The following is a 21601-nucleotide window of genomic DNA, read 5'->3' on the forward strand; positions in this document are numbered from 1 at the left end:
ATTTGCCACTTTAATCACAAATCTGAGTTTGTGATGGTAACTTCAGACAGGAGTAGATAATGTCCAAGCAACAAATCGGTGTTGTCGGTATGGCAGTCATGGGCCGTAACTTGGCTCTTAACATTGAGAGCCGCGGCTACACAGTGTCTATCTTCAACCGTTCTCGCGAAAAGACTGATGAAGTCATCGCTGATAGTCAGGGTAAGAAACTGGCCCCTTTCTACACCGTTGAAGAGTTCGTTGAATCCCTCGAAAAACCACGCCGTATTCTGCTGATGGTGCAGGCTGGTGAGGCTACTGATAAGACTATCGCTTCTCTGACTCCGCATTTGGACAAGGGTGACATCCTGATTGACGGTGGTAACACCTTCTACAAGGATACTATCCGTCGTAACAAAGAATTGTCTGATCAAGGCTTCAACTTTATCGGCACCGGTGTTTCTGGTGGCGAGGAGGGTGCTTTAAAAGGTCCTTCTATCATGCCTGGTGGCCAGAAAGAAGCGTACGAACTGGTTGCGCCAATCCTTGATAAGATTGCTGCGCGTGCTGAAGATGGCGAAGCCTGTGTTGCCTACATCGGTCCAAACGGTGCCGGTCACTATGTGAAGATGGTGCACAATGGCATCGAATACGGTGACATGCAGCTGATTGCAGAGGCCTATGCTCTGTTGAAAGGCGCGTTGGGTCTGGACAATGAAGAACTGGCTAAGACCTTCAATGACTGGAACAACGGTGAGCTAAGCAGCTACCTGATCGACATCACCAAAGATATCTTCACTAAGAAAGATGAAGACGGTAAATATTTGGTTGATGTGATTCTTGACGAAGCAGCGAACAAAGGCACTGGTAAGTGGACGAGCCAGAGCTCTTTGGATCTGGGTGAACCACTGTCACTGATCACTGAATCAGTGTTTGCTCGTTATCTCTCTTCTCTGAAGTCACAGCGTGTTGCGGCTTCAAAAGTGCTGAGCGGCCCTCAGGCTAAAGCGTTCACCGGCGACAAAGCTGAGTTCGTTGAGAAAGTACGTCGTGCATTGTATCTGGGCAAAATCGTCTCTTATGCACAGGGCTTCTCACAACTGCGTGCTGCTTCTGAAGAAAACAATTGGGATCTGCACTACGGCGAAATTGCTAAAATCTTCCGTGCGGGCTGTATCATTCGCGCGCAGTTCCTGCAGAAAATTACTGATGCTTATGCCCAAGATGCAAACATCGCTAACCTACTGCTTGACCCATACTTCAAGAATATCGCTGATGAATACCAGCAAGCACTGCGTGATGTAGTTTCATACGCGATTCAGAATGGTATCCCAACGCCGACCTTCTCTGCAGCAATCGCTTACTACGATAGCTACCGTTCAGAAGTTCTGCCAGCGAACCTGATTCAGGCTCAACGCGACTACTTCGGTGCGCATACGTATAAGCGTATTGATAAAGACGGTGTGTTCCATACTGAGTGGTTGGATTGATATTTAATAAGGCTTCCTTTGGAAGCCTTTTTTTTCTCCAAATTTTGATTTTTTCTTAATATTTATATTTGGGTTTACCATGCTCTATATATTTAGTTTCGTTTCTAAAATTATCGACATAAGCGATCATTTTTAACAATTTATATTGGATTATATTGGTGTTGGTTTTCAAAGATTGATAATAAGCTCTCGAGGATAAAATGAGTTCTTCAAAAGAAACTTCCAATTTAAAAAATGAAAATGCATACAATTCTTCTGGAAATCAAGATCTTGAAATAGTTGAACCCTCTCCATTTCAGAATATTTCAATAAATTCAATTTCTTTTCTGAAACCAGTAAAGTTAACTCAATCAGCGTGGCTTGAGCATATCCCATTCGCATTTTGGTTAATTAATGCGCATAGGCCACAAGTATTAGTTGAGCTTGGTACACATTATGGTTCGTCATACTTTTCTTTTTGTCAGGCAATAGATCATTTACACTTATCAACACGCTGCTATGCAATCGACATGTGGAAAGGCGATGATCATGCAGGATTCTATGGCGAGAATGTATATAGTTCAGTACAAGATCATAATAACCACCTTTATTCGCAGTTTTCTACACTCATGCGTATGCCTTTTGATGAGGGTGTCAAATATTTCAAGGATGGAGAAGTTGATTTACTCCATATCGATGGTTTCCATACTTACGATGCTGTTAAAAATGATTTTGATAGTTGGCTCCCTAAGTTATCGAGCCGTGCAGTAGTTATTATTCATGATAGCAATGTGCGAAAAGCAGATTTCGGAGTTTACCGCTTTGTAGCAGAATTACGCCAAACATATCCTTGTTTTGAATTCTCTCATGGTCACGGATTAACTATCGTTGGAGTCGGTGCCGAACAGAGTAAAGAAATGCTTAATCTCTTTGAAGCTGATAACGATGAGAGAAGGATCAGACATATTCAAGAAGTTTTCTCAAGATTGGGGAAATCATGTTCTAATGAATACGCTGTTGAAGCATTTAAGAAAATCGTTGCCGATAATAAAAATGAACTAAAAGTGTCGGTTAATGAACTCACAGAATTAAAGAAAACTGATATAGAACACCTATCGGAATCTTCAGTTTTAAAAAGTGATTTAAAAAAATACCAGATTGAGAATGAACGTTTAAGATTTGAAAATTCCCAGATGATTAGCGACATGACTTCAGTTAATGAACTGATTTCACAAAGGCAGCACGAGATAAACCAAATCCTGAATTCAACATCGTGGCGGCTAACATTGCCTTTACGCTTTGCAAAGCGTGTCATCAGATATGTGATTAGGAGGTGGAAGAGACTTTTTTTAAAGGATGTTAATAAAAAAATAGTTACTCAGTATCTCCTGTTTCACCTTCTGATTTTGACCGAGTATGGTATTTAGAGACATATACTGATATTAAAGATTCTGGTATTGATCCCTATGAACATTACATCGAACATGGGCAAGCAGAAGGTCGGTACTCTTCAGAGAATGAATATAAGAAGGTGCTTGCGCCTGATTTAGATGAGAACTGGTATCTTGAAACTTATACCGATGTAAAACTTGCAGGGTTGACTGCTCTGCATCATTACATCCATTACGGGCGTGCCGAGGGGCGATTCTCTTCACTTGCTCGACTGTTTGCGCAGGATTTTGATGAACAATGGTATTTAAAGCAATATCCAGATGTTGCAAAGTCAGATATTGAACCTCTTGAACATTATCTCTTGCATGGATATGCAGAAGGGCGCAAGCCTTGTGAGATGCCGCGCATGCTATCAGTTCCATACTTCCGTTATGGGCAATCTGAATATGGTGCCAGAGACAAACCGCTTTTAATAGACTCTGACATTGGATTAAATGAAAATTTCACACAATCAATTGGTGTTCATCTTCACCTTTATTATCTTGATTTGTCGAATGAGTTTATAAAGTATCTTAACAATATTCCAGCGAAGTTTGATCTGTACATATCGATTCCCAAAGGTAAATATAATAAAATTGATTGTGAAAACACCTTTCGAACGTCTTTGGAATATTTAAATAAACTGGTTGTACGTGAAACAGAAAATGTTGGTAGAGATATTTATCCATTTGTTGTTGAGTTTGGTCAGGAACTTCTAACATATGATATCATCCTCCATATTCATTCAAAAAAATCTCCACAATCAAAAACTCGAGGGTGGCGAAGATTTCTCCTCCATTACACTCTTGGAAGTAAAGCTATAACGACACAAATATTAAATGCGTTCGCTGATGATCCTCGACTAGGTGCTTATTTCCCTGCCTATTTTCATGCGACTACCCGTCAGCCACTTTGGGGGAGTAACCGTTCCATTGTCGAAGAGCAATTAAACCGACTTGGCTTCAAGATGGATATGACTTATTGTCCTGATTATCCGGCAGGATCGTTTTTCTGGGCTCGTCCAGAAGCTTATAAACCTTTGTTTGATGGTAATTACCGATTAGAAGATTTCGACAGTGAGCAAGGCCAGTTCGATGGAACGCTTGCGCATGGCTTTGAACGTTTATTTGGAGTGCTTCCTTTTCTGCAAAATTATTCGACAAAAATGAGTTTTGTAGATCGAGACTATCGGTTGGTGAACTATTTTGACAAGGAGCGTTTTGCAAGTTTGCCTACAAATACGTTGCCTCATTTTGAGTTGGATCGCACTTCTGAAATTTCATCATATAAGCATGAGGTCGTTGGAAGAGAGGGGAAACAAGCTCGTGTTGCACTAGTAACAGCCATAGTTGGAGGGTTTGATACGTTAATGTTACCTAAATATCTTGAAGGTGATGTTGATTATCATTGTTTCAGTGACACCCTTCTTGACGGTTATGGTGTATTCCATATTCATAAACCGCCTTATATTGATGCGGATCCTCGTCGCACTGCACGATACATTAAAACGAATCTTCTTAAGTATATTAAAAATTATGACTATGTTGTTTGGATTGATGCAAATGTTGAGCTAAATGTAAAAGTTTCCGAGTTAGTGCTCCGTGTTTCGTCAACAACTCATAAAATGGGTGCCATCCAACATCCTGTTAGAGATACCTTGTTTGAAGAGTCAGATGAAATCATCGCGTGGGATTTAGACGATGCAGCAGTAGTCAGAAAGCAAATCAAACGCTATGAGTCTATCGAGAGTCTAACTACAGCATCACTTATTGAAAGCAATGTATTAGTTTTGGATGCACGAGAGGAAAAAATCCATAAATTTATGCGCTTGTGGTGGAATGAAATCAATAACCACAGCCGTAGGGATCAACTCAGTATAGCTTACGCATTGAATGAAGCTGAAGTTACATGGCAGCCACTTCTTGATGAACAGCAATCAACTCGCGATTCAGATGAATTTGCATTATATCGCCACGGTATCAACGATTGGGGCCCTAAACCCCACATTTATTCTTCTTGGCACTCCCCTGTTGTAGAAAAAGTTGGGGATATATGTAGGGCATCTGTTGAATATGAAAGTATTTCACATGAAAAACTTGATTTAGATATAGTCATTTGTGTTCACAATGCTTTAGAAGATGTGCGTGCCTGTTTAAATTCACTTGAAGATAATCTTCTTAATTCCAATGTTATAATTGTTGATGATGCCTCTGAATTAGAAACTAAACAATTCCTTGAAGTGTATGCTAGCGAAAGGCCTGTGAAACTAATACGGCAAGATAACCGTTTGGGTTACACTAAAACTTCGAACAATGGTATTCGTTCGGGCACAAGTAAAAATGTTCTCCTTTTGAACAGTGATACTATTGTTCCTAAAGGCTCTCTAAATAAGCTTTGTTCTGCCTTGGATAGTAATGCCAATTTAGGTGTGGTTGGTCCATTGTCGAATGCTGCAAGCACTCAATCAGTTCCGTCTATAAAAGGAACAGTTGGTCAGACAGCTATTAACGCATTGCCTAATAAGTTAACTCCAACAGTCATCGACGCTTATTTTCAAGATGAATGGGATTATGAGTTAGTAAGAGTACCTTTAGTGCACGGCTTTTGTTTTATGGTTAAGCGTTGTGTTTTTGAGGCTATTGGCTTATTTGATGAGGAAAGTTTTCCGCATGGTTACGGGGAAGAAAATGATTTTTGCTTCCGTGTTGCTGATGCGGGATTAGACTTGGCAGTACTGACTAATACATATATCTATCATGCCAAATCAAAAAGCTATGCAAGTGATGAGAGAGTACGTTTGATGGATGAGGGCATGAAAGCGTTAATTCATAAATACTCTGTTGAACGAATTCAGCGCTCAGTTGCAACCATGCAGATTCAGCCTAAATTAGAAGCCGCTCGCATCAAAGCTCAAAACCTCTACCAGCGCTATGGTGCTAACTAATTTCTATGTATTGATTGCGTAGTATTAAATAAAACGCCTGAAGCTCATGTTCAGGCGTTTTAAGTGCATTATACCACCAACAATTCCCCCTCACGTCCCGCATTCTCCCCTGCAAGCCTTACCACCAGCATCCCCGCCGTAGCAAACTTCAGCAAGTTCCGTGCATACAGCACCCCACCAAACTCAGCCACCAGCGGCGTCACCTGGTCGGTAATCGGGTCCACTATCTCCGCCACTACTTCACCGGGCTTAATCCACTCGCCCAACTCACGACGATTCAACAGCAGCCCAGAATGCGGTGCATGAATATACTCACACCCTGCCAATGGTGTTGCAGGATTGAGCAGGGCAGGAGACTCACCACCTTCACCCGCAATGTAGCCACCTTCAATCAGCGCGTTAATAATCGCATCCGCATCCTTCTCCGCCTGTTCAGGCGACACATCCGCCACACCACGCAGCTCCAGCGTCACCGGCAACAAACCCCTTGGCATTGGATACTCACTACCAAACCGCTCGGCTAGCGTTAACCACGGCTCGCAGCAGGCTTCATCAAACGGCTCGCCGCCTGAAATCTGCGCCAGCAGTTGGACTTCACTACCTAACCAACGCGCTAAAGGCTCAATGTCCTGCCATGCGTGCGGCGTGGTATACAGATGCGGCAACGCATCCCAGTCGCAGTGCAAATCAATCATCAAATCAGCCTGACTCGCCATACGCATTAACGTAAAGCGCTGCGCATCCAGTTCGGTACGAGCAATGCGATCGCGATAGTGGCGATCAATAGCATCACGAATCAACCGTTTGTTCTCATACTCGCTTTGCGTCAAGGAACCGGCCAGCTCTTCAGCCAGGGTATCGCCTAAAGCCGGAAAGCGACGATTAAAATCCTGACCTGAAAGCGTATGGAAGCGACCAAGATGGCTGCCATGCCAGTGCTGGCCCATCGCCAGCGGATTCGCCACCGGTACCAGTGTGATCTTGGATTTAAGCTGCCCGGCAGATTCCAGCGCCAGCAGTTTGTGTTTCAGATACCACGCCACCGCCATACCCGGCAGCTCATCACCGTGCAGTGCCGCCTGAATATAGACACGCTGCTGTGAATCGGTACCGAAATGGAAGCTGACGATTTCGCGCTGTGTACCAAGGGAAGCACTTAACAGAGGATGATGTTGTTGTTGCATGACGAGGTCGATGTCCTGTATCTACGGCACGTTGAACGTCGTGCCTGATTAATTTTATTGATTGGAATTATAGTGCTGCTGTGAGAATGAGCGGAAATGAAGCCGCTAAATTTGCGCTCGCTCATGTTAGCGGCGCGAATAGGGCGGCCTTGAGGCCGCCTCTGTATGGATTAATGCTGGATCGAGATGTCGGTGGCGAAGTACTTCTTCTGGATCTTATCGAAGGTGCCGTTTTTCTTGATTTCAGCAAAGGCGTTATCAAGGGCAGTTTTCAGCTCTTCGTCGCCTTTACGCAGACCAATCGCCGTTCCTGGACCGATAATCGGATCTTCCACAATCGGGCCAGCCAACTCGAAATCTTTGCCCTGTGGGTGTTTAAGGAAGCCGTTTGCTGCCTGAGCTGCATCGGTGAACACCACATCCAGACGGCCAGAAATTAAATCGCTCTCAACCTGTGCCTGATCGCCATAAGGCACCACTGTCACGCCGTGTGGCTGCCATTTAGCCAGCGCATAACGCTCCTGCACGGTTCCCTGCTCAACACCCACGGTTTTGCCTTTCAGCGATTCAGCCGTTGGCAGAAGGCCGGAACCTTTACGCGCAACCAATTGAGTTTTGGTGTCATACAGTGGCACGGTGAAATCGATCTGTTTCAAGCGCTCTTCTGTAATGCCCATATCAGAGAGGATGGCATCGAACTTGCGGGCTTTCAGAGCCGGGATCATGCCATCGAACTGGCTCTCTACCCACACGCATTTGGTTTGCATCTGCTCGCACAGTGCGTTGCCAAGGTCGATATCAAAACCAACCAGTTTGCCCTGTGGGGTCTTGGATTCAAAAGGAGGGTAGGTTGGATCAACCGCGAAGCGTACCTGATCAATCTTTGCCTGTGCGCCAAACGCGCAACCTGCTAGTACAGCCAGTGCCAGCGTCTGACGCAGGCGGGCAGTAAAACGAGAACTTGCCATAATATCGGTCTTCTTTTTCGTGATGTGGGATAACGCAGAGTACCGATCACGGTCCGCCATGGCAATTAGCAGATTATTTTCATCACGTTACCATTATAAGTGGGCAATGCTGCCTGACGTAGAAACAACAAAGCGCACCGAAGTGCGCCTAAGCATTAGCTGGGAATCATGTTACTTATGACGCGCCCGCAGATTATTAATAATCGTGCTCAAATCCAGCTCCTGATCCTGCAGCAGCACCATCAGGTGATACAGCAAATCAGAGGCTTCGTTGGTCAGTTCGTGACGATCGTTCACCGTGGCAGCCAGTGCGGTTTCCACACCTTCTTCACCGACTTTCTGCGCGATACGCTTGGTGCCGCTGGCATACAGTTTCGCGGTGTAAGAGCTTTCCGGATCGGCGCTCTTACGCGATGCCAGCAACTGCTCCAGCTGGTACAGGAACGCCCAATCGGGTGCAGCCGGTGAGAAGCAGCTTGAGGTGCCGAGGTGGCAAGTCGGTCCAATCGGGTTCGCCAGCACCAGCAGCGTATCGTTATCACAATCCGGCGTGATGCTCGCCACCTGCAGGAAATGACCGGAGGTTTCCCCTTTGGTCCACAGACGGTTTTTGGTGCGAGAGAAGAAGGTGACGTTGCCTTCCGTCAGCGTCTTTTGCAGCGCTTCCTCATTCATATAACCGTGCATCAGCACTTCGCCAGAAACATTGTGCTGGACGATAACAGGCATCATGCCTGAGGTTTTGGCCCAATCCAGTTTGGCCAGTTGTTCTGCAGTTAACACGCGCGAATCTCCACACCGTTGTCGATCAGGAAGTTTTTCAACTCGCCGATATTGATAATTTGTTTGTGAAACACTGAAGCGGCCAGTGCGCCATCGACGTTGGCCTGTTCAAAGGCTTCAAGGAAGTGTGGCATGGTGCCCGCGCCGCCAGAAGCGATCAGGGGAACCTTACACACGTCACGCACTTTCTTCAGCTGCACCAGATCGTAGCCGTTACGCACGCCATCCTGGTTCATCATATTCAGCACGATTTCGCCCGCGCCCAGCTTCTGCACTTCCTGCACCCAATCGAGGGTTTCCCAGGTCGTGACGCGAGTACGTGATTCGTCTCCGGTATATTGATTGACGTGATACTTGCCGGTGGCTTCATCGAACCAGGTATCAATCCCCACCACGATGCACTGTACACCAAAGCGATCCGCCAGACGGGTGATAAGCGTCGGGTCAGCCAGTGCGGGAGAGTTAATGGAGATCTTATCTGCACCGAACTGCAGAATGCGCGCGGCATCCTCTTCGCTTTTGATTCCGCCCGCCACGCAGAAAGGAATATCGATCACTTCCGCTACGCGCGATACCCAGCTTTTGTCCACTACGCGGCCATCAGAAGAGGCGGTGATATCATAGAACACCAGCTCGTCAGCGCCTTCCTGCGCATAGCGCTGCGCCAGTGGCACGATGTCACCGATGATTTCGTGGTTACGGAACTGCACGCCTTTGACCACCTGCCCGTCACGCACATCGAGACAAGGAATTATCCGTTTTGCCAGCATGCAATCGCCTCCGCTACGGTGAATTTATCTTCCAGCAATGCGCGACCAACGATCACGCCCTGCGCGCCGCTGCCACGTAAGGCCGCAATATCTTCCAGCGATCCGATACCGCCGGAACTCTGGAACGCGATGTCTGGGAAGGCATAGGACACTTCTTTATACAGCGCCACGTTGGAGCCGCTTAAGGTGCCATCGCGGGAGATATCGGTGCACAGTACGTGCTTCAGACCAACCGGCTGATACCAGCCAATCACTTCTTCCAAGGTTACGCCCGCCGCTTCCTGCCAGCCGCTGATCGCCACTTCTTTACGATTGTTAGCATCAATGCGCACATCCAGCGCCAGCACAATGGCATCCGCCCCGAACTCGTTGAACCAGCTTTTCACTTCTTCCGGCTGCTTCACGGCGGTGGAACCGACTACCACGCGGGTCGCGCCGGCTGCCAGTAAGGCCGCAACGTCTTCACGATTGCGGATGCCGCCACCGACCTGAACCGGCACATTGACGCCGCGCAGCAGGGTGGTGAGCAGAGAGATCTGGCGCTTGGCCGGATCTTTGGCTCCGGTGAGATCGACCAGGTGCAGCACTTCCGCGCCCTGACGTTCGTAATCCTGCAGACGCGGTAAGGGATCGCTACCGTAGTCACGCTGCTGGCCGTAGTCGCCCTGATGCAGACGCACCACTTTGCCGTCGATTAAATCTAATGCGGGGATAATCATCACATCTCCAGGAAGTTTTTCAGCAGCTGCGCGCCTGCTTTGCCAGAACGCTCCGGGTGGAACTGCACGCCGAAGAAGTTATCTTTCTGCAAGGCGGCGGTGAACGGATGGCCGTAATCGCACTGGGCAATGGTGGCGGCGTTCACCGGCATGGCGTAGCTGTGTACAAAATAGAAATAGCTGCCGTCGGGAATATTACGGAACAGGTGATTACCCGCCTGCGAGGTGATCTGGTTCCAGCCCATGTGCGGCAGCGGCAATGCCTGGGTATCCATCAAGGTGACGGGCTCATCGACAATGCCCAGCGTGGTCACACCACCGTTCTCATCGCTGCCACGGCCCAGCAACTGCATGCCGAGGCAAATCCCCAGCACCGGTTGGGTACAGGCTTTGATCAAATCGATTAGATCACGCTCTTCCAGTTGATTCATGGCGGCCTGCGCGGTCCCAACGCCTGGCAGCAACAGCTTATCGGCACGCAGCACCACATCCGGATCGCGGCTCACCTCTGGCGTATAGCCGAGGCGCTCAATTGCCCACTTTACCGATGACAGGTTGGCGCAGCCGGTATCGAGAATCACCACATTCATTACAGCACTCCTTTCGAGCTCGGCAGGGTGTTGCCTTCCACGCGAATTGCCTGGCGCAAGGTGCGGCCAAAGGCTTTGAACAGGCTTTCCACACGGTGATGGTCGTTCTTGCCTTTAGTTTTCAGGTGCAAGGTGCTCATCATCGCGTAGGAGAGGGAGCTGAAGAAATGCTCAACCATCTCGGTGCTGAGATCGCCGACACGCTGATAGCTGAACTCGGCTTTGAATTCAATGTGCGGACGGCCAGAGATATCCAGCGCACAGCGCGCTAGGCACTCGTCCATTGGCAGTACGAAGCCAAAGCGACCGATGCCGCGCTTATCGCCCAAGGCTTTCAGCAGCGCTTCGCCGAGTGCTAAACCGGTGTCTTCCACGGTGTGGTGATCGTCAATGTAGAGATCGCCTTTCACGTCGATGTTCATGCGGAAGCCGCCGTGAACTGCAATCTGATCCAGCATGTGGTCAAAGAAGCCGACACCAGTGTTGATCTTGCTGCCGCCTTCGCGGTCCAGCCACACTTCGACTTTGATCTGCGTCTCTTTGGTGTCGCGTTGCACCAGCGCGTGGCGGTCACGCTTGGTCAGGCGCGCCTGAATCGCATCCCAATCGATGCCTTCTTTGCCGTAACGCAGGCCCTGAATGCCCATGTTCTCAGCCAGTTGGATGTCGGTAAGACGATCGCCAATCACGTAGCTGTTCGCGGTATCCAGTGCGCCCTGCGCCAGCCAGGCTTCGACCATTTTGGTTTTCGGCTTGCGGCAATCGCAGTGGTCGTCCGGCATATGCGGGCAGATCAGGATGTCGCTGAAATTCACGCCTTGTGAGCTGAGGATCTGCATCATCAGGTTATGCGGACCGTCAAAATCAGCCTGTGGGAAGCTGTCAGTACCTAAACCATCCTGATTGGTGATCATCACCAACTGATAGCCCGCTTCCTGCAACGCCAGCAGTGCAGGAATGGCATTCTTTTCAAACGCCAGCTTCTCCAAACGATCCACCTGATAATCCGTTGGGGGTTCAGAAATGATGGTGCCGTCGCGGTCGATAAAAAGGGTCTTCTGGCTCATGCTTACTCCACTGATAAGGCTTGCAGCGCGGCGATCAGGCGCTCGCACTCTTTACGGGTGCCAATAGAGATGCGCAGGCATCCCGCAAGGCCGGGGTTTTTGTTTTGGTCGCGCAGAATAATGCCTTGATCCCACAGCGTTTTAAACACTTTTGGCGAATCAGTGAAGCGCGCCAGAATATAGTTGGTTTCGCTCGGGAACACCTGCTGCACCACGCTCAGCTGTGGGAGCTGTTCAAACAGCCACGCACGATTGGCGTTAAGTTCGGCGACGTGCTGACGCATCAGCGCAATGCCTTGCTCGCTCAGGGCTTGGCCTGCCACATCGGCAACCGGCGTAGCAGCGGGTAAGGGGCGATCACTTTCATCAGCAAATCGATTACCGGCTTGTTGGCCAGTGTGAAACCACAGCGCAGGCCTGCCAGCGCAAAGGCTTTCGACAGCGTGCGCAGGATCACCAGATGTGGATACGCTTTTAGCCAGCCTGCCAGCGTCGCTTCAGGGCAGAACTCGATATAGGCTTCGTCCGCGACCAGCAGCGCTTTACCGGCGGTCATCTCCAGCAGCTTGCGGATATCGTCTTGATTGATCAGGTTACCGGTTGGGTTGTTCGGGCTGCACATGTAGACCACTTTCACGCCGTCTAACTGTTCGGCAATGGCAGGCAGATTCAGCTGCCAGTTATCCAGTGCTGCCACGGTGCGATACTCAATGCCGATGGTTTCCGCGCTGACGCTGTACATACCGTAAGTCGGCGGACAGAACAGAATCGCGTCTTTACCCGGTTCGCAGAAGGCGCGCATTAACAGTTCGATACCTTCATCGGCGCCACGGCTGACAATCACTTGCTCTGGCGTCAAACCGGCATAAGCCGCGTAACGCTCAATCACAATTTTCGGCTGGCATTCTGGATAGCGGTTCAGCGTCTGTTGTGACAGCTCAAACGGCACCGGCAGCGGAAATTCATTGGCATTCAGCCATACATCACCGTTACCACCCAAACGACGCGCAGATTGATACGGCGTCAACGCGCGCACGTTGGCGCGGGCTAAATCTTCAATGCTCATGCTTGCTCCTTCAGCGCGGCAACACGCAGGGTAACGGCGTTTTTGTGGGCTTCCAGCTGCTCAGCAGCCGCTAATGTTTCAATGGTGGCGGCCAGATTGAGGAAGCCTTGTGGCGTAAGTTCTTGCACCGTCATACGCTTCTGGAAATCGGCTAACCCCAGGCTGGAACAGGTGGCGGTGTAACCGTAAGTCGGTAATACGTGGTTAGTGCCTGAAGCGTAATCGCCCGCTGATTCCGGTGACCAGTCGCCGAGGAATACCGAACCGGCACTGGTGATCGCATCTACCAGATCGCGCGGTTGACGCGTCTGAATGATCAGGTGTTCTGGGCCGTACAGGTTGGAGATTTCCACGCACTGCGCCAAATCGCGCAGTACGATTAGCCGGCTGCTTTCCAGTGCCTGACGCGCGGTGGCCGCACGGGGTAGCTGAGCCAGCTGCTCTTCCACGGCCAGCGCCACGCCTTCAGCCAGCTTCAGTGAAGGTGTCAGCAGGATGACCTGTGAATCCGGGCCGTGTTCCGCCTGCGACAGCAAATCAGAAGCGACAAACTCTGGCGTGGCACCTTCATCAGCAATCACCAGCACTTCTGATGGGCCAGCCGGCATATCAATCGCGGCACCATCTAAACGCTGGCTCACCTGACGCTTGGCTTCAGTGACGTAGGCGTTGCCTGGGCCAAAGATCTTGTCCACTTTTGGCACGGTTTCGGTGCCGAAGGCCAGCGCAGCAATCGCTTGTGCGCCGCCGACCTGAAACACTTCTTTCACGCCGCACAGTTGTGCCGCATACAGAATTTCATCGGCAATCGGCGGGGGCGAGCACAGCACCACACGACCACAACCCGCAATGTGTGCTGGCGTGGCCAGCATCAACACGGTGGAAAACAGCGGGGCAGAGCCACCGGGAATGTACAGCCCGACAGATTTCACCGGGCGGGTAATCTGCTGGCAGCGCACGCCCGGTTGCGTCTCAATATCCACCGCGGGCAGAATCTGCGCGTTATGGAAAGTTTCGATATTACCGACGGCAACTGCCATCGCCTGCTTCAGCGTGTCGCTTAAGCGATCGCTGGCGGCTTGAATCTCTTCTGGCGTGACGCGCAGGTTTTCCACCTGCGCTTTGTCGAAGCGTGCGCTGAATTCGCGCAGTGCGTCATCGCCTTCTTCCTTTACCTTCGCCAGCACGTCGCGCACCACTTCGCTGATGCTCGCCGAGGCAGAGATTGCCGGACGCATCAGCAGCGCTTGCTGCTGTTGTTCATCGCACTGTTGCCAGTCAATCGGGGTCATGATTGTGCTCATGCTACTACTCCAACATTTTTTCGATTGGCAGTACGAGGATCGAGCTGGCACCCAGCGCTTTCAGTTTTTCCATGGTTTCCCAGAACAGGGTTTCGCTGCTCACCATGTGCATCGCTACTCGGCTAACATCACCCGCCAGCGGCAGCACGGTAGGGCGCTCAGCACCTGGCAGCAGGGCGATCACTTCTTCCAGACGCTCGCTTGGCGCGTGCAGCATGATGTATTTGGATTCACGCGCTTTGATCACGCCTTGAATACGCGTCATCATTTTGTCGATCAGTTCTTGTTTGGCCGCAGGCAGTTCGCCATCGCGCTGAATCAGCACCGCTTTAGAGCGGTAGATAACTTCGACTTCGCGCAGGCCGTTAGCTTCCAGAGTGGCACCGGTGGACACCAGGTCACAAATTGCATCAGCCAGACCCGCACGCGGCGCGACTTCTACCGAACCGTTCAGCAGGCAAGATTTGAAGGCAACGCCTTGTTTATCGAGGTATTTCTTCAGCAGGTGCGGATAAGAGGTGGCGATACGTGAATTCTGCAGGCATTGCGTACCGGTGTATTCCGCATCCACTGGCATCGCCAGCGACAGACGGCAACCACCGAAATCGAGACGACGCAGGGTGAAGTAGCGCGGGTCTTCGCCTTGTGCACGGCGATCCAGCAGCTCTTCTTCCAGCACGTTCTCACCGACGATACCGAGATCCACCACGCCATCCATCACCAGGCCCGGGATATCGTCATCACGCACACGCAGGATATCGATAGGCATGTTCTCCGCAAACGCAATCAGACGCTGCTGCTGAAGGTTGATTTTGATACCGCAGCGGGCCAGCAATTCGCGTGATTCATCACTTAAACGGCCAGATTTCTGCATAGCTATGCGAATACGGGTGTTATCTAACATGGTTCCTGTCCTCTTATTCAATCCTGTCTGAACTCAGTTGGGTTGCGTTCGCCCATAAAAAAACCCCCGGAAGATGATCTTCCGGGGGCTCTCTTTGCGTTCGCACCACTGGAAGATCCTAATCGTCTCCCAGCACACATCGCCTGAAAGACTAGTCAGGGTGATGGTGATGATGGTGGTTGAACTGAACGCGTGTCATAGTAAATTCCGTTGCTGAATGAGTATTCATTTGCGTGCTGATTAACCTAGCGAAGATGACGCCGATTGGCAACCCTTTTTTAACGTCAGTTCTCAGAACCTTCCGCAACAGTTTGCGCTGGTTTGGCACAAGCTGTAGGACTAAGATGAAGTGTCTTAGCGCAGTAAAGCAGGAGTCGATATGAAAAAAGTCGCGATTGTAGGTCTGGGATGGCTGGGTATGCCGCTGGCAATGGCGCTGACGGCACGCGGCTGGCAGGTGAGTGGCAGCAAAACGTCCCCTGATGGCGTCGATGCGGCACGTCGCTGTGGTATTGAAGCATTCCAACTGGTGCTGACCCCAGAAATAGCGTGTGAAGCGGATGAATTAGCCACGCTGATGCAGGTGGATGCGCTGGTGGTGACCTTGCCTGCCAGCCGCACCGTGCAGGGTGGCGAAGACTATATGCAAGCGGTGCAAAACGTGGTGGATACCGCACTGGCGCACAAAGTCCCGCGCATCATCTTCACCAGCTCGTCATCGGTGTATGGCACCGGTTCGGGCGTGATGAAAGAGAGCAGCGCGCTGCAGCCAGAGAGCGTGGCCGGTAAAACGCTGGTGGAGTTGGAGAACTGGCTGCACGATCTGCCGGGCACCAGCGTGGATATTGTGCGTTTGGCGGGACTGGTGGGTCCGAATCGCCATCCGGGACGCTTTCTTGCCGGGAAAACCGGGCTGGAAAATGGCGGTCATGCGGTGAATCTGGTGCATCTCGATGATGTGGTGGATGCGATAGTGCTGCTGCTGCAAACGCCAAAAGGTGGACGCGTGTATAACCTGTGCGCGTCGAAACACCCCGCGCGTGATGATTTTTATCCGTTTGTCTCGAAACAGCTGGGATTGGTGGCACCAACGTTTGTTGACGAGCCGCAGCGAGAGGCAGGCAAGGTGGTGGATGGCTCGAAGATCTGCAATGAGCTGGGATTTGAGTACAGCTACGATGACCCGATGAAAATGCCGCTGGGATAATATAAAACTCATTAAAATTAATACATTGGCTCCAGTGAATAATAACTTTAAAATTATAATAAAGAAGATTGCTGTTTGTATTAAACGTTATTGGCTGTGTGGCGAATCGATTTGCAGCTTATTTCATTACGCCAGACTCTAAACAGTAAGGAATTAATTCAACGGTTCTTCGTGGTGTTTAACTATTACAATCGATTGCAGTTAATGTCAAATATTGGCTTGCGGTTGCTTTACAAAAATTTGCATTTTTGTTAATATTGAAATAATTTAATACTTAGGTTTGTGTGATAAATGCTAACTACTCCCAAAAAATCAGTTGAGAAGATTCTTTATATAGGTCTTTTTTTGCTAGGCGTTTTATATGTTTTTAATTCATGGAGCCCTTCGTCATATGGGTTCTTTTTAAAAAAAATCGACACTCAAAATACAGGTGTTATTTGGGGCGAACCGCGAGGAATTCGTTCTGATGAATGGGCAGTAGTTACACCGTTAACTCAAGCTACTATAAATAACGGTTTCGAACGTTATAATAAAACCTCATTTTATGGTGAGGATTTAAGAATAAACTATGGGTTGCCTATATTTGACTGGGGTATGGTATTTAAACCTACCATGTGGGGTTATTTGTTCCTTTCCCCTGCTAAAGCATATTCATTGCAGTGGTATCTCACGTTTTGTGTTTTTATTATTGGTTACTTCAAGATATTCAAAGAGATTGGCATTGAGAAAAGGTTATCAATCTTTTTAAGCTTTTCTCTTTTTTGACGGGTGGCACTCAGTTTTGGTGGGATGAAAAAGGACCCGTTTATGCAATTTTCCCATGGGTTGTATATTTTTTAATATCTAAAGGGAATATCTATCTTAGATTGGCGTTATTTTATTGGGTAGGTACTTCGTGGCTAATTACTAATTTCTATCCGCCATTGGTTATATCTCTTGCATTCATTGGTGCTTTGCTTTTCCTTTTTGATCTGAAGAGTTGGAAATCAATAAAATCTATTCTTGCCTTAGCGATTTCTTCAATGGCAGTTATTTTTACAGCTCTGTTGTACCTTAAAGATTATTTAATAAAAACTTCAAATACTGTTTATCCAGGGCATCGTTCTTTCAGTGGTGGAGGCGTTGGTTGGGGGGAGTGGTTATCCCAGTTCTTTCCTTTCGCAACCTTCAATACACACTTTGAAACGATATATAATAGCAATATATGTGAAGTTGGGGTGACAGGTTTCGCTTTCGTAATATTGATGTTTATACATCTTGATTATAATTCAATTAAAAAGAGTTCTTTTAATAGTAAAGATTATTATAAGGTTAAAATTTTAACGATAGGAACTGTTCTCTGTAATCTTTGGCTCATTGCACCGGTACCGAGTTGGGCTGGCAGTCTTTTCCTTTGGAATAACGTAAGCCCCAATCGGATGGTATATGCTGCAGGCATATTATTAGCGATGACATCTTTACTTTTCTTTCAAAACCTTAAGTTTAAAACCAGTCCATTGAGATTTATATCTTATTCGGCATTGGTTATTGCTGTATGGTATTTGATGAAGTACCGGCCCTTAGCTGAAGATTTAAGAGGTTTTGGTGGTTTCTCTCATAATTATACTGATTTTTACTTAATTTTAGCTCTCGTTATATCATATGTTTTAATTAGGTGTTTTTCATGCAAGCCTATTGAAGCATTTTTGATGCCATCACTTTTGGCATCTTTAATTGTGTTCTTTAACTTTAACCCACTACAATCAGCCGATGCTATTTTCGCACCACATGTAAAAGCTAAGAGACTATTAGATTCTTCAGTTGATAGGCAAACCGGAGTGTTAGCAATTGAAGGATATCATGGTGCCACATTAAATGGTTTAGGCTATAAATCCGTAAGTCATGTTACAGCAGTACCTGACCTTGGGATGTGGAGAAGCAAATTCCCGAAAATGTCAGAGGGCGAATTTGACAGGATTTTTAATCGTTATTCACATATTAGATTAGCAGGGGTTAGTGAGCCTTATTCTCCGCAGCCTGATGTAGTAGTAATACCTATGTCATTATTTAAAAAAGTTGATTTTTATCCGAGTGATACAGACACTAATTTAAAGGTTGTAAATGTTAGTAATGATGAAAGGTTAAGTGGAAAGATCATTTCTCGAGTTCAAGGTGAAATGATTTCATTTTCCGTTTTAATTGGAACTTATAATGGTCTCTCTGACGGTTTTTTAGATCTAAATCTTTGCATTAAAGGAATTTGTGAAAAGGGAAATATATCTCTTAAAGATAGCTTAGATAATCAGTATGCTGAAATACAATTAACTTCGCCTACTTCAGTAAATAAAGGAGATGTAATTGAGTATAGTTATTCCTTGCGTAATGCAACACATCCTGTCGCAATTTATGCAACACTAAACTCTGATGATTTAAGTAAGTTTCCAGTGAATGATCGCAAATTAATTAACTTGGGTGCAAAAATCAAAATCAATTACGCTGGTGATAAATAAAATGATTTGTAATGAAATTAGTAGCTTGACTTATCGTGGAAATAAAATTGCTATCATTCTTCCATGCTACAACGAAGCGCTTGCTGTTGAACAGGTTGTAAAACATTTTAAAGAAGCCCTTCCAGAAGCGGAACTACATGTTTTTGACAATAATTCTACTGACAATACAATCGAGTTAGCTCAGCAAGCGGGTGCGATGGTTCATTCTGTAAAAAATAAAGGCAAAGGGAACGTGGTTAGACGCATGTTTGCCGACGTGGAGGCAGACATATACGTGATGGCTGATGGCGACGATACTTATCATGCGCCTTCAATTAAGAAATTAATTGATAAGTTGCTGGACGACAAATTAGACATGGTGGTTGGAAAGCGAGAAGAAGTTGGAGAGAGAACTGCTGCCACCTATCGTCAGGGACATAGATGGGGCAACCGTATGTTAACTGGGGCAGTAATGAGCATCTTTGGTGGGAAATTCACAGATATGTTATCTGGCTATAGAGTATTCTCCCGCCGTTATGTCAAATCCTTCCCTGCGCTGGCAAAAGGTTTTGAAACAGAAACTGAATTAACTGTTCATGCTCTTGAACTTCGTATGCCATACGATGAAGTCGCTACACCCTATGGCTCCCGACCAGAAGGTTCAACCAGTAAACTGTCGACTTACAAAGACGGGATTAAGATTCTTCGTACAATTATAAATTTATATGTTAGCGAAAGACCTTTTATATTTTTCAGCTTGGTTTCGTTATTTTTAGTGGCGCTCTCGTTAATTCTATTTAGTGGCGTTTTTATCGAGTTTATTGATACAGGGTTAGTGCCCCGCTTACCAACTGCAATTCTTTCTGTTGGATTGATGCTATCGGCGATAATATCTTTCTTTAGTGGTCTAGTGCTGAGCACAGTCACATTGGGACGAAATGAAACGAAGCGGCTTATATATCTTTCAATTCCTCAGACTAAACCAAAAGAACGCCATGAAAGCAATTAAGGAGTTGTTTTTTTTGGTGTCGCGGGAGTGCTTGGGTTTTTAATAGATGCAGGTGCTCTTTATCTGGCCAAGCCATTTGTTGGCATTTATTTTGGTCGATTAATATCATTCTTTTTGGCTGTAATGGTAACGTGGTTATTCAATAGGAATGTAACGTTCAAAAAAATAGCGCTCATATGAGTTTGGTGGCTGAATTTTTACATTATTTATCGCTAATGATCGTAGGAGGGTGTATCAATCTAGGTACCTACTACTTGATGATTAGCTCCATTGAATGGATGAGAGAATGGCCTGTTCTAGCCGTCGCAGTAGGTAGTATCGCTGGTATGTTGGCGAATTTTATCTCAAGTAAATATTTCCTATATAAAAGATGATAAAACTTGTCTTAAAAAGGTACTCATAGATATTTAAATAGCCGTAACAAGTATAGTTACGGCTATTTATTTATAATTCAAACCCCCAACCGATCCCGCAACGCATACCAAACCGCGCCCATCGCCGTCAGCGGCACTTTAAAGCGTCTCCCACCCGGAAATGGCAGGTGCGGTAGTTTCGCAAACGCATCAAACCGCTCCGCCTGCCCGCGCAGCACTTCGGCAATCAATCGCCCCGACAGATGGGTACAAGTCACGCCATGTCCGCTATCTCCCTGCATAAAGAACGCATTCTTCTCGATCTGCCCAAACTGCGGCATACGTGACAGCGTTAGCAGGAAATTCCCGCTCCAGCGATGGCTGAATTTCACATCCTTCAGCTGGGGAAAGGTGCGTAACAGCTTGGGTCGGATCAGCGCTTCGATATCATCCGGTTCGCGTGCGCCATACACCACGCCGCCGCCGTAAAGCAGGCGGTTATCGGCGGTGAGGCGGAAGTAATCCAGCAGATAATTACAATCTTCGACGCAGTGATTATTCGGCAACAGCCCTAACGCCTGATCGCGGCTTAATGGTTCAGTGGTAATGATTTGCGAGCCGCACGGCATGCTTTTACGACTGAGGCGCGGCTCCAGTTGTGAAGGGAGGTAAGCATTACCGGCAAAAATCACAAAGGTGGCGGTGACTTCGCCTTTAGCCGTTTTAACCCGATGCGGTTCGCCGTATTTCACTTCCAGCGCCGCGGATTGTTCATAGATACGTCCGCCGTGACGACGAATCGCTTCTGCTTCACCCAGCGCCAGGTTTAACGGATGCAGATGCCCACCGCGCTTATCCAGCAAGCCGCCGACGTAGCGATCGGTCGCCACTTCACGACGAATCGCGCGCTCATCCAGCAGCTCTAAATCATGGTTACCATAGCGTTCCCAACTGGCTTTCTGGCTGCGCAAGTGGCCCATCTGGCGTTGATTCAGTGCCGCAAAAATCCCGCCGGGACGGTAGTCGCAAGCAATGGCATAACGATCGATACGATCGCGAATAATCTCCGCGCCCTCGAACATCATATTGCCGAGCATTTTCGCCACGTCTTTGCCGTAGCGCTGTTCAATCACATCCACATCACGGCTGTAAGAGTTCACCACCTGGCCACCGTTACGACCGCTGGCACCGAAGCCAATCTTTGCTGCTTCGAGTAGCACCACGTCATAACCGGCTTCGGTCAGAAACAACGCGGAGGAGAGGCCGGTAAAACCACCGCCAATAATACAGACGTCACACTGCACCGATTCCTGCAGTTCAGGCCATGGCTCATGCGCGTTGGCGGTTGCTGCGTAATAACTTCCCACATGTTGCATCACATCCTCC

Annotated in this window: 18 protein-coding genes, 2 pseudogenes and 1 other annotated feature; of the genes and pseudogenes, 8 read left to right on the forward strand and 12 right to left on the reverse strand. The window is 47.9% G+C overall.

What is annotated here, in order from left to right:
• The first annotated feature begins 59 nt into the window (after positions 1 to 59).
• The 3 genes from gnd (at position 60) to HA45_RS24220 (ending at position 5823) form a co-directional block, all read left to right on the forward strand.
• On the forward strand, positions 60 to 1469 hold the full coding sequence (gnd, locus tag HA45_RS24210; protein WP_100700973.1) for an NADP-dependent phosphogluconate dehydrogenase: 1410 nt from the start codon (positions 60 to 62) through the stop codon (positions 1467 to 1469).
• Positions 1470 to 1669: 200 nt separating this feature from the next.
• Positions 1670 to 2875 (forward strand): class I SAM-dependent methyltransferase, encoded by a 1206-nt coding sequence (locus HA45_RS24215; RefSeq protein ID WP_100700972.1) that lies wholly within the window; start codon positions 1670 to 1672, stop codon positions 2873 to 2875.
• 104 nt (positions 2876 to 2979) lie between these two features.
• The gene (locus HA45_RS24220; RefSeq protein WP_100700971.1) at positions 2980 to 5823 is read left to right on the forward strand and encodes a rhamnan synthesis F family protein; all 2844 of its coding nucleotides are present in this window, start codon (positions 2980 to 2982) and stop codon (positions 5821 to 5823) included.
• A gap of 68 nt (positions 5824 to 5891) precedes the next feature.
• Here the strand turns inward: HA45_RS24220 and HA45_RS24225 are convergent, their stop codons facing one another.
• The 11 genes and pseudogenes from HA45_RS24225 to hisL all read right to left on the reverse strand — a co-directional run bounded on the left by HA45_RS24225 (position 5892) and on the right by hisL (position 15377).
• Positions 5892 to 7007, reverse strand: coding sequence for a succinylglutamate desuccinylase/aspartoacylase family protein (locus HA45_RS24225; RefSeq protein ID WP_100700970.1), 1116 nt, complete (start codon positions 7005 to 7007; stop codon positions 5892 to 5894).
• Between the two features lie 170 nt (positions 7008 to 7177).
• The gene (locus tag HA45_RS24230) at positions 7178 to 7975 is read right to left on the reverse strand and encodes an ABC transporter substrate-binding protein (protein WP_100701362.1); all 798 of its coding nucleotides are present in this window, start codon (positions 7973 to 7975) and stop codon (positions 7178 to 7180) included.
• 171 nt (positions 7976 to 8146) lie between these two features.
• The gene (gene hisIE / locus HA45_RS24235; RefSeq protein WP_100700969.1) at positions 8147 to 8758 is read right to left on the reverse strand and encodes a bifunctional phosphoribosyl-AMP cyclohydrolase/phosphoribosyl-ATP diphosphatase HisIE; all 612 of its coding nucleotides are present in this window, start codon (positions 8756 to 8758) and stop codon (positions 8147 to 8149) included.
• Positions 8752 to 9528, reverse strand: coding sequence for an imidazole glycerol phosphate synthase subunit HisF (gene hisF / locus HA45_RS24240; RefSeq protein WP_034824747.1), 777 nt, complete (start codon positions 9526 to 9528; stop codon positions 8752 to 8754). Before hisF ends, hisIE begins: the two co-directional genes overlap by 7 nt.
• The gene (hisA, locus tag HA45_RS24245) at positions 9510 to 10247 is read right to left on the reverse strand and encodes a 1-(5-phosphoribosyl)-5-[(5-phosphoribosylamino)methylideneamino]imidazole-4-carboxamide isomerase (protein ID WP_100700968.1); all 738 of its coding nucleotides are present in this window, start codon (positions 10245 to 10247) and stop codon (positions 9510 to 9512) included. The genes hisF and hisA overlap by 19 nt, the downstream gene beginning before the upstream one ends.
• Positions 10247 to 10837 (reverse strand): imidazole glycerol phosphate synthase subunit HisH, encoded by a 591-nt coding sequence (gene hisH, locus HA45_RS24250; RefSeq protein ID WP_100700967.1) that lies wholly within the window; start codon positions 10835 to 10837, stop codon positions 10247 to 10249. Before hisH ends, hisA begins: the two co-directional genes overlap by 1 nt.
• A complete protein-coding gene (gene hisB, locus HA45_RS24255) occupies positions 10837 to 11904 on the reverse strand; it encodes a bifunctional histidinol-phosphatase/imidazoleglycerol-phosphate dehydratase HisB (RefSeq protein ID WP_100700966.1) in 1068 nt (355 codons plus the stop codon). The genes hisH and hisB overlap by 1 nt, the downstream gene beginning before the upstream one ends.
• Positions 11905 to 11906: 2 nt before the next feature.
• Positions 11907 to 12970: pseudogene (gene hisC, locus HA45_RS24260) on the reverse strand (histidinol-phosphate transaminase).
• A complete protein-coding gene (hisD, locus tag HA45_RS24265; protein ID WP_100700964.1) occupies positions 12967 to 14274 on the reverse strand; it encodes a histidinol dehydrogenase in 1308 nt (435 codons plus the stop codon). Before hisD ends, hisC begins: the two are co-directional and overlap by 4 nt.
• A 4-nt stretch (positions 14275 to 14278) precedes the next feature.
• Positions 14279 to 15178, reverse strand: a complete 900-nt coding sequence (gene hisG / locus HA45_RS24270; protein ID WP_100700963.1) for an ATP phosphoribosyltransferase — start codon at positions 15176 to 15178, stop codon at positions 14279 to 14281.
• A gap of 54 nt (positions 15179 to 15232) precedes the next feature.
• Positions 15233 to 15354, reverse strand: a sequence feature (His leader region).
• A complete protein-coding gene (gene hisL, locus HA45_RS24275; protein WP_100396937.1) occupies positions 15330 to 15377 on the reverse strand; it encodes a his operon leader peptide in 48 nt (15 codons plus the stop codon). It overlaps the preceding feature by 25 nt.
• A 180-nt stretch (positions 15378 to 15557) precedes the next feature.
• Between hisL and HA45_RS24280 the strand changes: the two genes are divergently transcribed.
• The 5 genes and pseudogenes from HA45_RS24280 to HA45_RS28770 all read left to right on the forward strand — a co-directional run bounded on the left by HA45_RS24280 (position 15558) and on the right by HA45_RS28770 (position 20236).
• The gene (locus tag HA45_RS24280) at positions 15558 to 16385 is read left to right on the forward strand and encodes an SDR family oxidoreductase (protein WP_100700962.1); all 828 of its coding nucleotides are present in this window, start codon (positions 15558 to 15560) and stop codon (positions 16383 to 16385) included.
• 291 nt (positions 16386 to 16676) lie between these two features.
• Positions 16677 to 18874, forward strand: a pseudogene (locus HA45_RS24290) (DUF7657 domain-containing protein).
• 25 nt (positions 18875 to 18899) lie between these two features.
• Positions 18900 to 19862: a glycosyltransferase family 2 protein gene (locus tag HA45_RS24295; RefSeq protein WP_100701361.1), complete on the forward strand. Its 963-nt coding sequence runs from the start codon at positions 18900 to 18902 to the stop codon at positions 19860 to 19862.
• A 27-nt stretch (positions 19863 to 19889) separates the two neighbouring features.
• Entirely contained in the window at positions 19890 to 20042 is a 153-nt protein-coding gene (locus HA45_RS28765) for a hypothetical protein (RefSeq protein WP_280174532.1), read from the forward strand.
• A gap of 35 nt (positions 20043 to 20077) precedes the next feature.
• Positions 20078 to 20236 (forward strand): GtrA domain-containing protein, encoded by a 159-nt coding sequence (locus tag HA45_RS28770; protein WP_280174538.1) that lies wholly within the window; start codon positions 20078 to 20080, stop codon positions 20234 to 20236.
• A 77-nt stretch (positions 20237 to 20313) separates the two neighbouring features.
• On the opposite strand, the gene HA45_RS24305 is transcribed toward HA45_RS28770, so the two are convergent.
• Positions 20314 to 21591 carry an NAD(P)/FAD-dependent oxidoreductase gene (locus HA45_RS24305; RefSeq protein ID WP_100700959.1) on the reverse strand — a complete coding sequence of 426 codons (1278 nt, stop codon included), beginning with the start codon at positions 21589 to 21591 and terminating at the stop codon, positions 20314 to 20316.
• Positions 21592 to 21601 lie beyond the last annotated feature (10 nt).

It is taken from the genome of Pantoea rodasii, from assembly GCF_002095465.1.
Taxonomy (GTDB): domain Bacteria; phylum Pseudomonadota; class Gammaproteobacteria; order Enterobacterales; family Enterobacteriaceae; genus Pantoea; species Pantoea rodasii.

Bases quoted from the DNA above. Each gene is read 5' to 3' on its own strand.
- gnd (WP_100700973.1), top strand. From the start codon at position 60: ATGTCCAAGCAACAAATCGGTGTTGTCGGTATGGCAGTCATGGGCCGT.
- HA45_RS24215 (WP_100700972.1), top strand. From the start codon at position 1,670: ATGAGTTCTTCAAAAGAAACTTCCAATTTAAAAAATGAAAATGCATAC.
- HA45_RS24225 (WP_100700970.1), bottom strand. From the start codon at position 7,007: ATGCAACAACAACATCATCCTCTGTTAAGTGCTTCCCTTGGTACACAG.
- HA45_RS24230 (WP_100701362.1), bottom strand. From the start codon at position 7,975: ATGGCAAGTTCTCGTTTTACTGCCCGCCTGCGTCAGACGCTGGCACTG.
- hisF (WP_034824747.1), bottom strand. From the start codon at position 9,528: ATGCTGGCAAAACGGATAATTCCTTGTCTCGATGTGCGTGACGGGCAG.
- hisA (WP_100700968.1), bottom strand. From the start codon at position 10,247: ATGATTATCCCCGCATTAGATTTAATCGACGGCAAAGTGGTGCGTCTG.
- hisH (WP_100700967.1), bottom strand. From the start codon at position 10,837: ATGAATGTGGTGATTCTCGATACCGGCTGCGCCAACCTGTCATCGGTA.
- hisB (WP_100700966.1), bottom strand. From the start codon at position 11,904: ATGAGCCAGAAGACCCTTTTTATCGACCGCGACGGCACCATCATTTCT.
- hisD (WP_100700964.1), bottom strand. From the start codon at position 14,274: ATGAGCACAATCATGACCCCGATTGACTGGCAACAGTGCGATGAACAA.
- hisG (WP_100700963.1), bottom strand. From the start codon at position 15,178: ATGTTAGATAACACCCGTATTCGCATAGCTATGCAGAAATCTGGCCGT.
- HA45_RS24280 (WP_100700962.1), top strand. From the start codon at position 15,558: ATGAAAAAAGTCGCGATTGTAGGTCTGGGATGGCTGGGTATGCCGCTG.
- HA45_RS28770 (WP_280174538.1), top strand. From the start codon at position 20,078: ATGATCGTAGGAGGGTGTATCAATCTAGGTACCTACTACTTGATGATT.
- HA45_RS24305 (WP_100700959.1), bottom strand. From the start codon at position 21,591: ATGCAACATGTGGGAAGTTATTACGCAGCAACCGCCAACGCGCATGAG.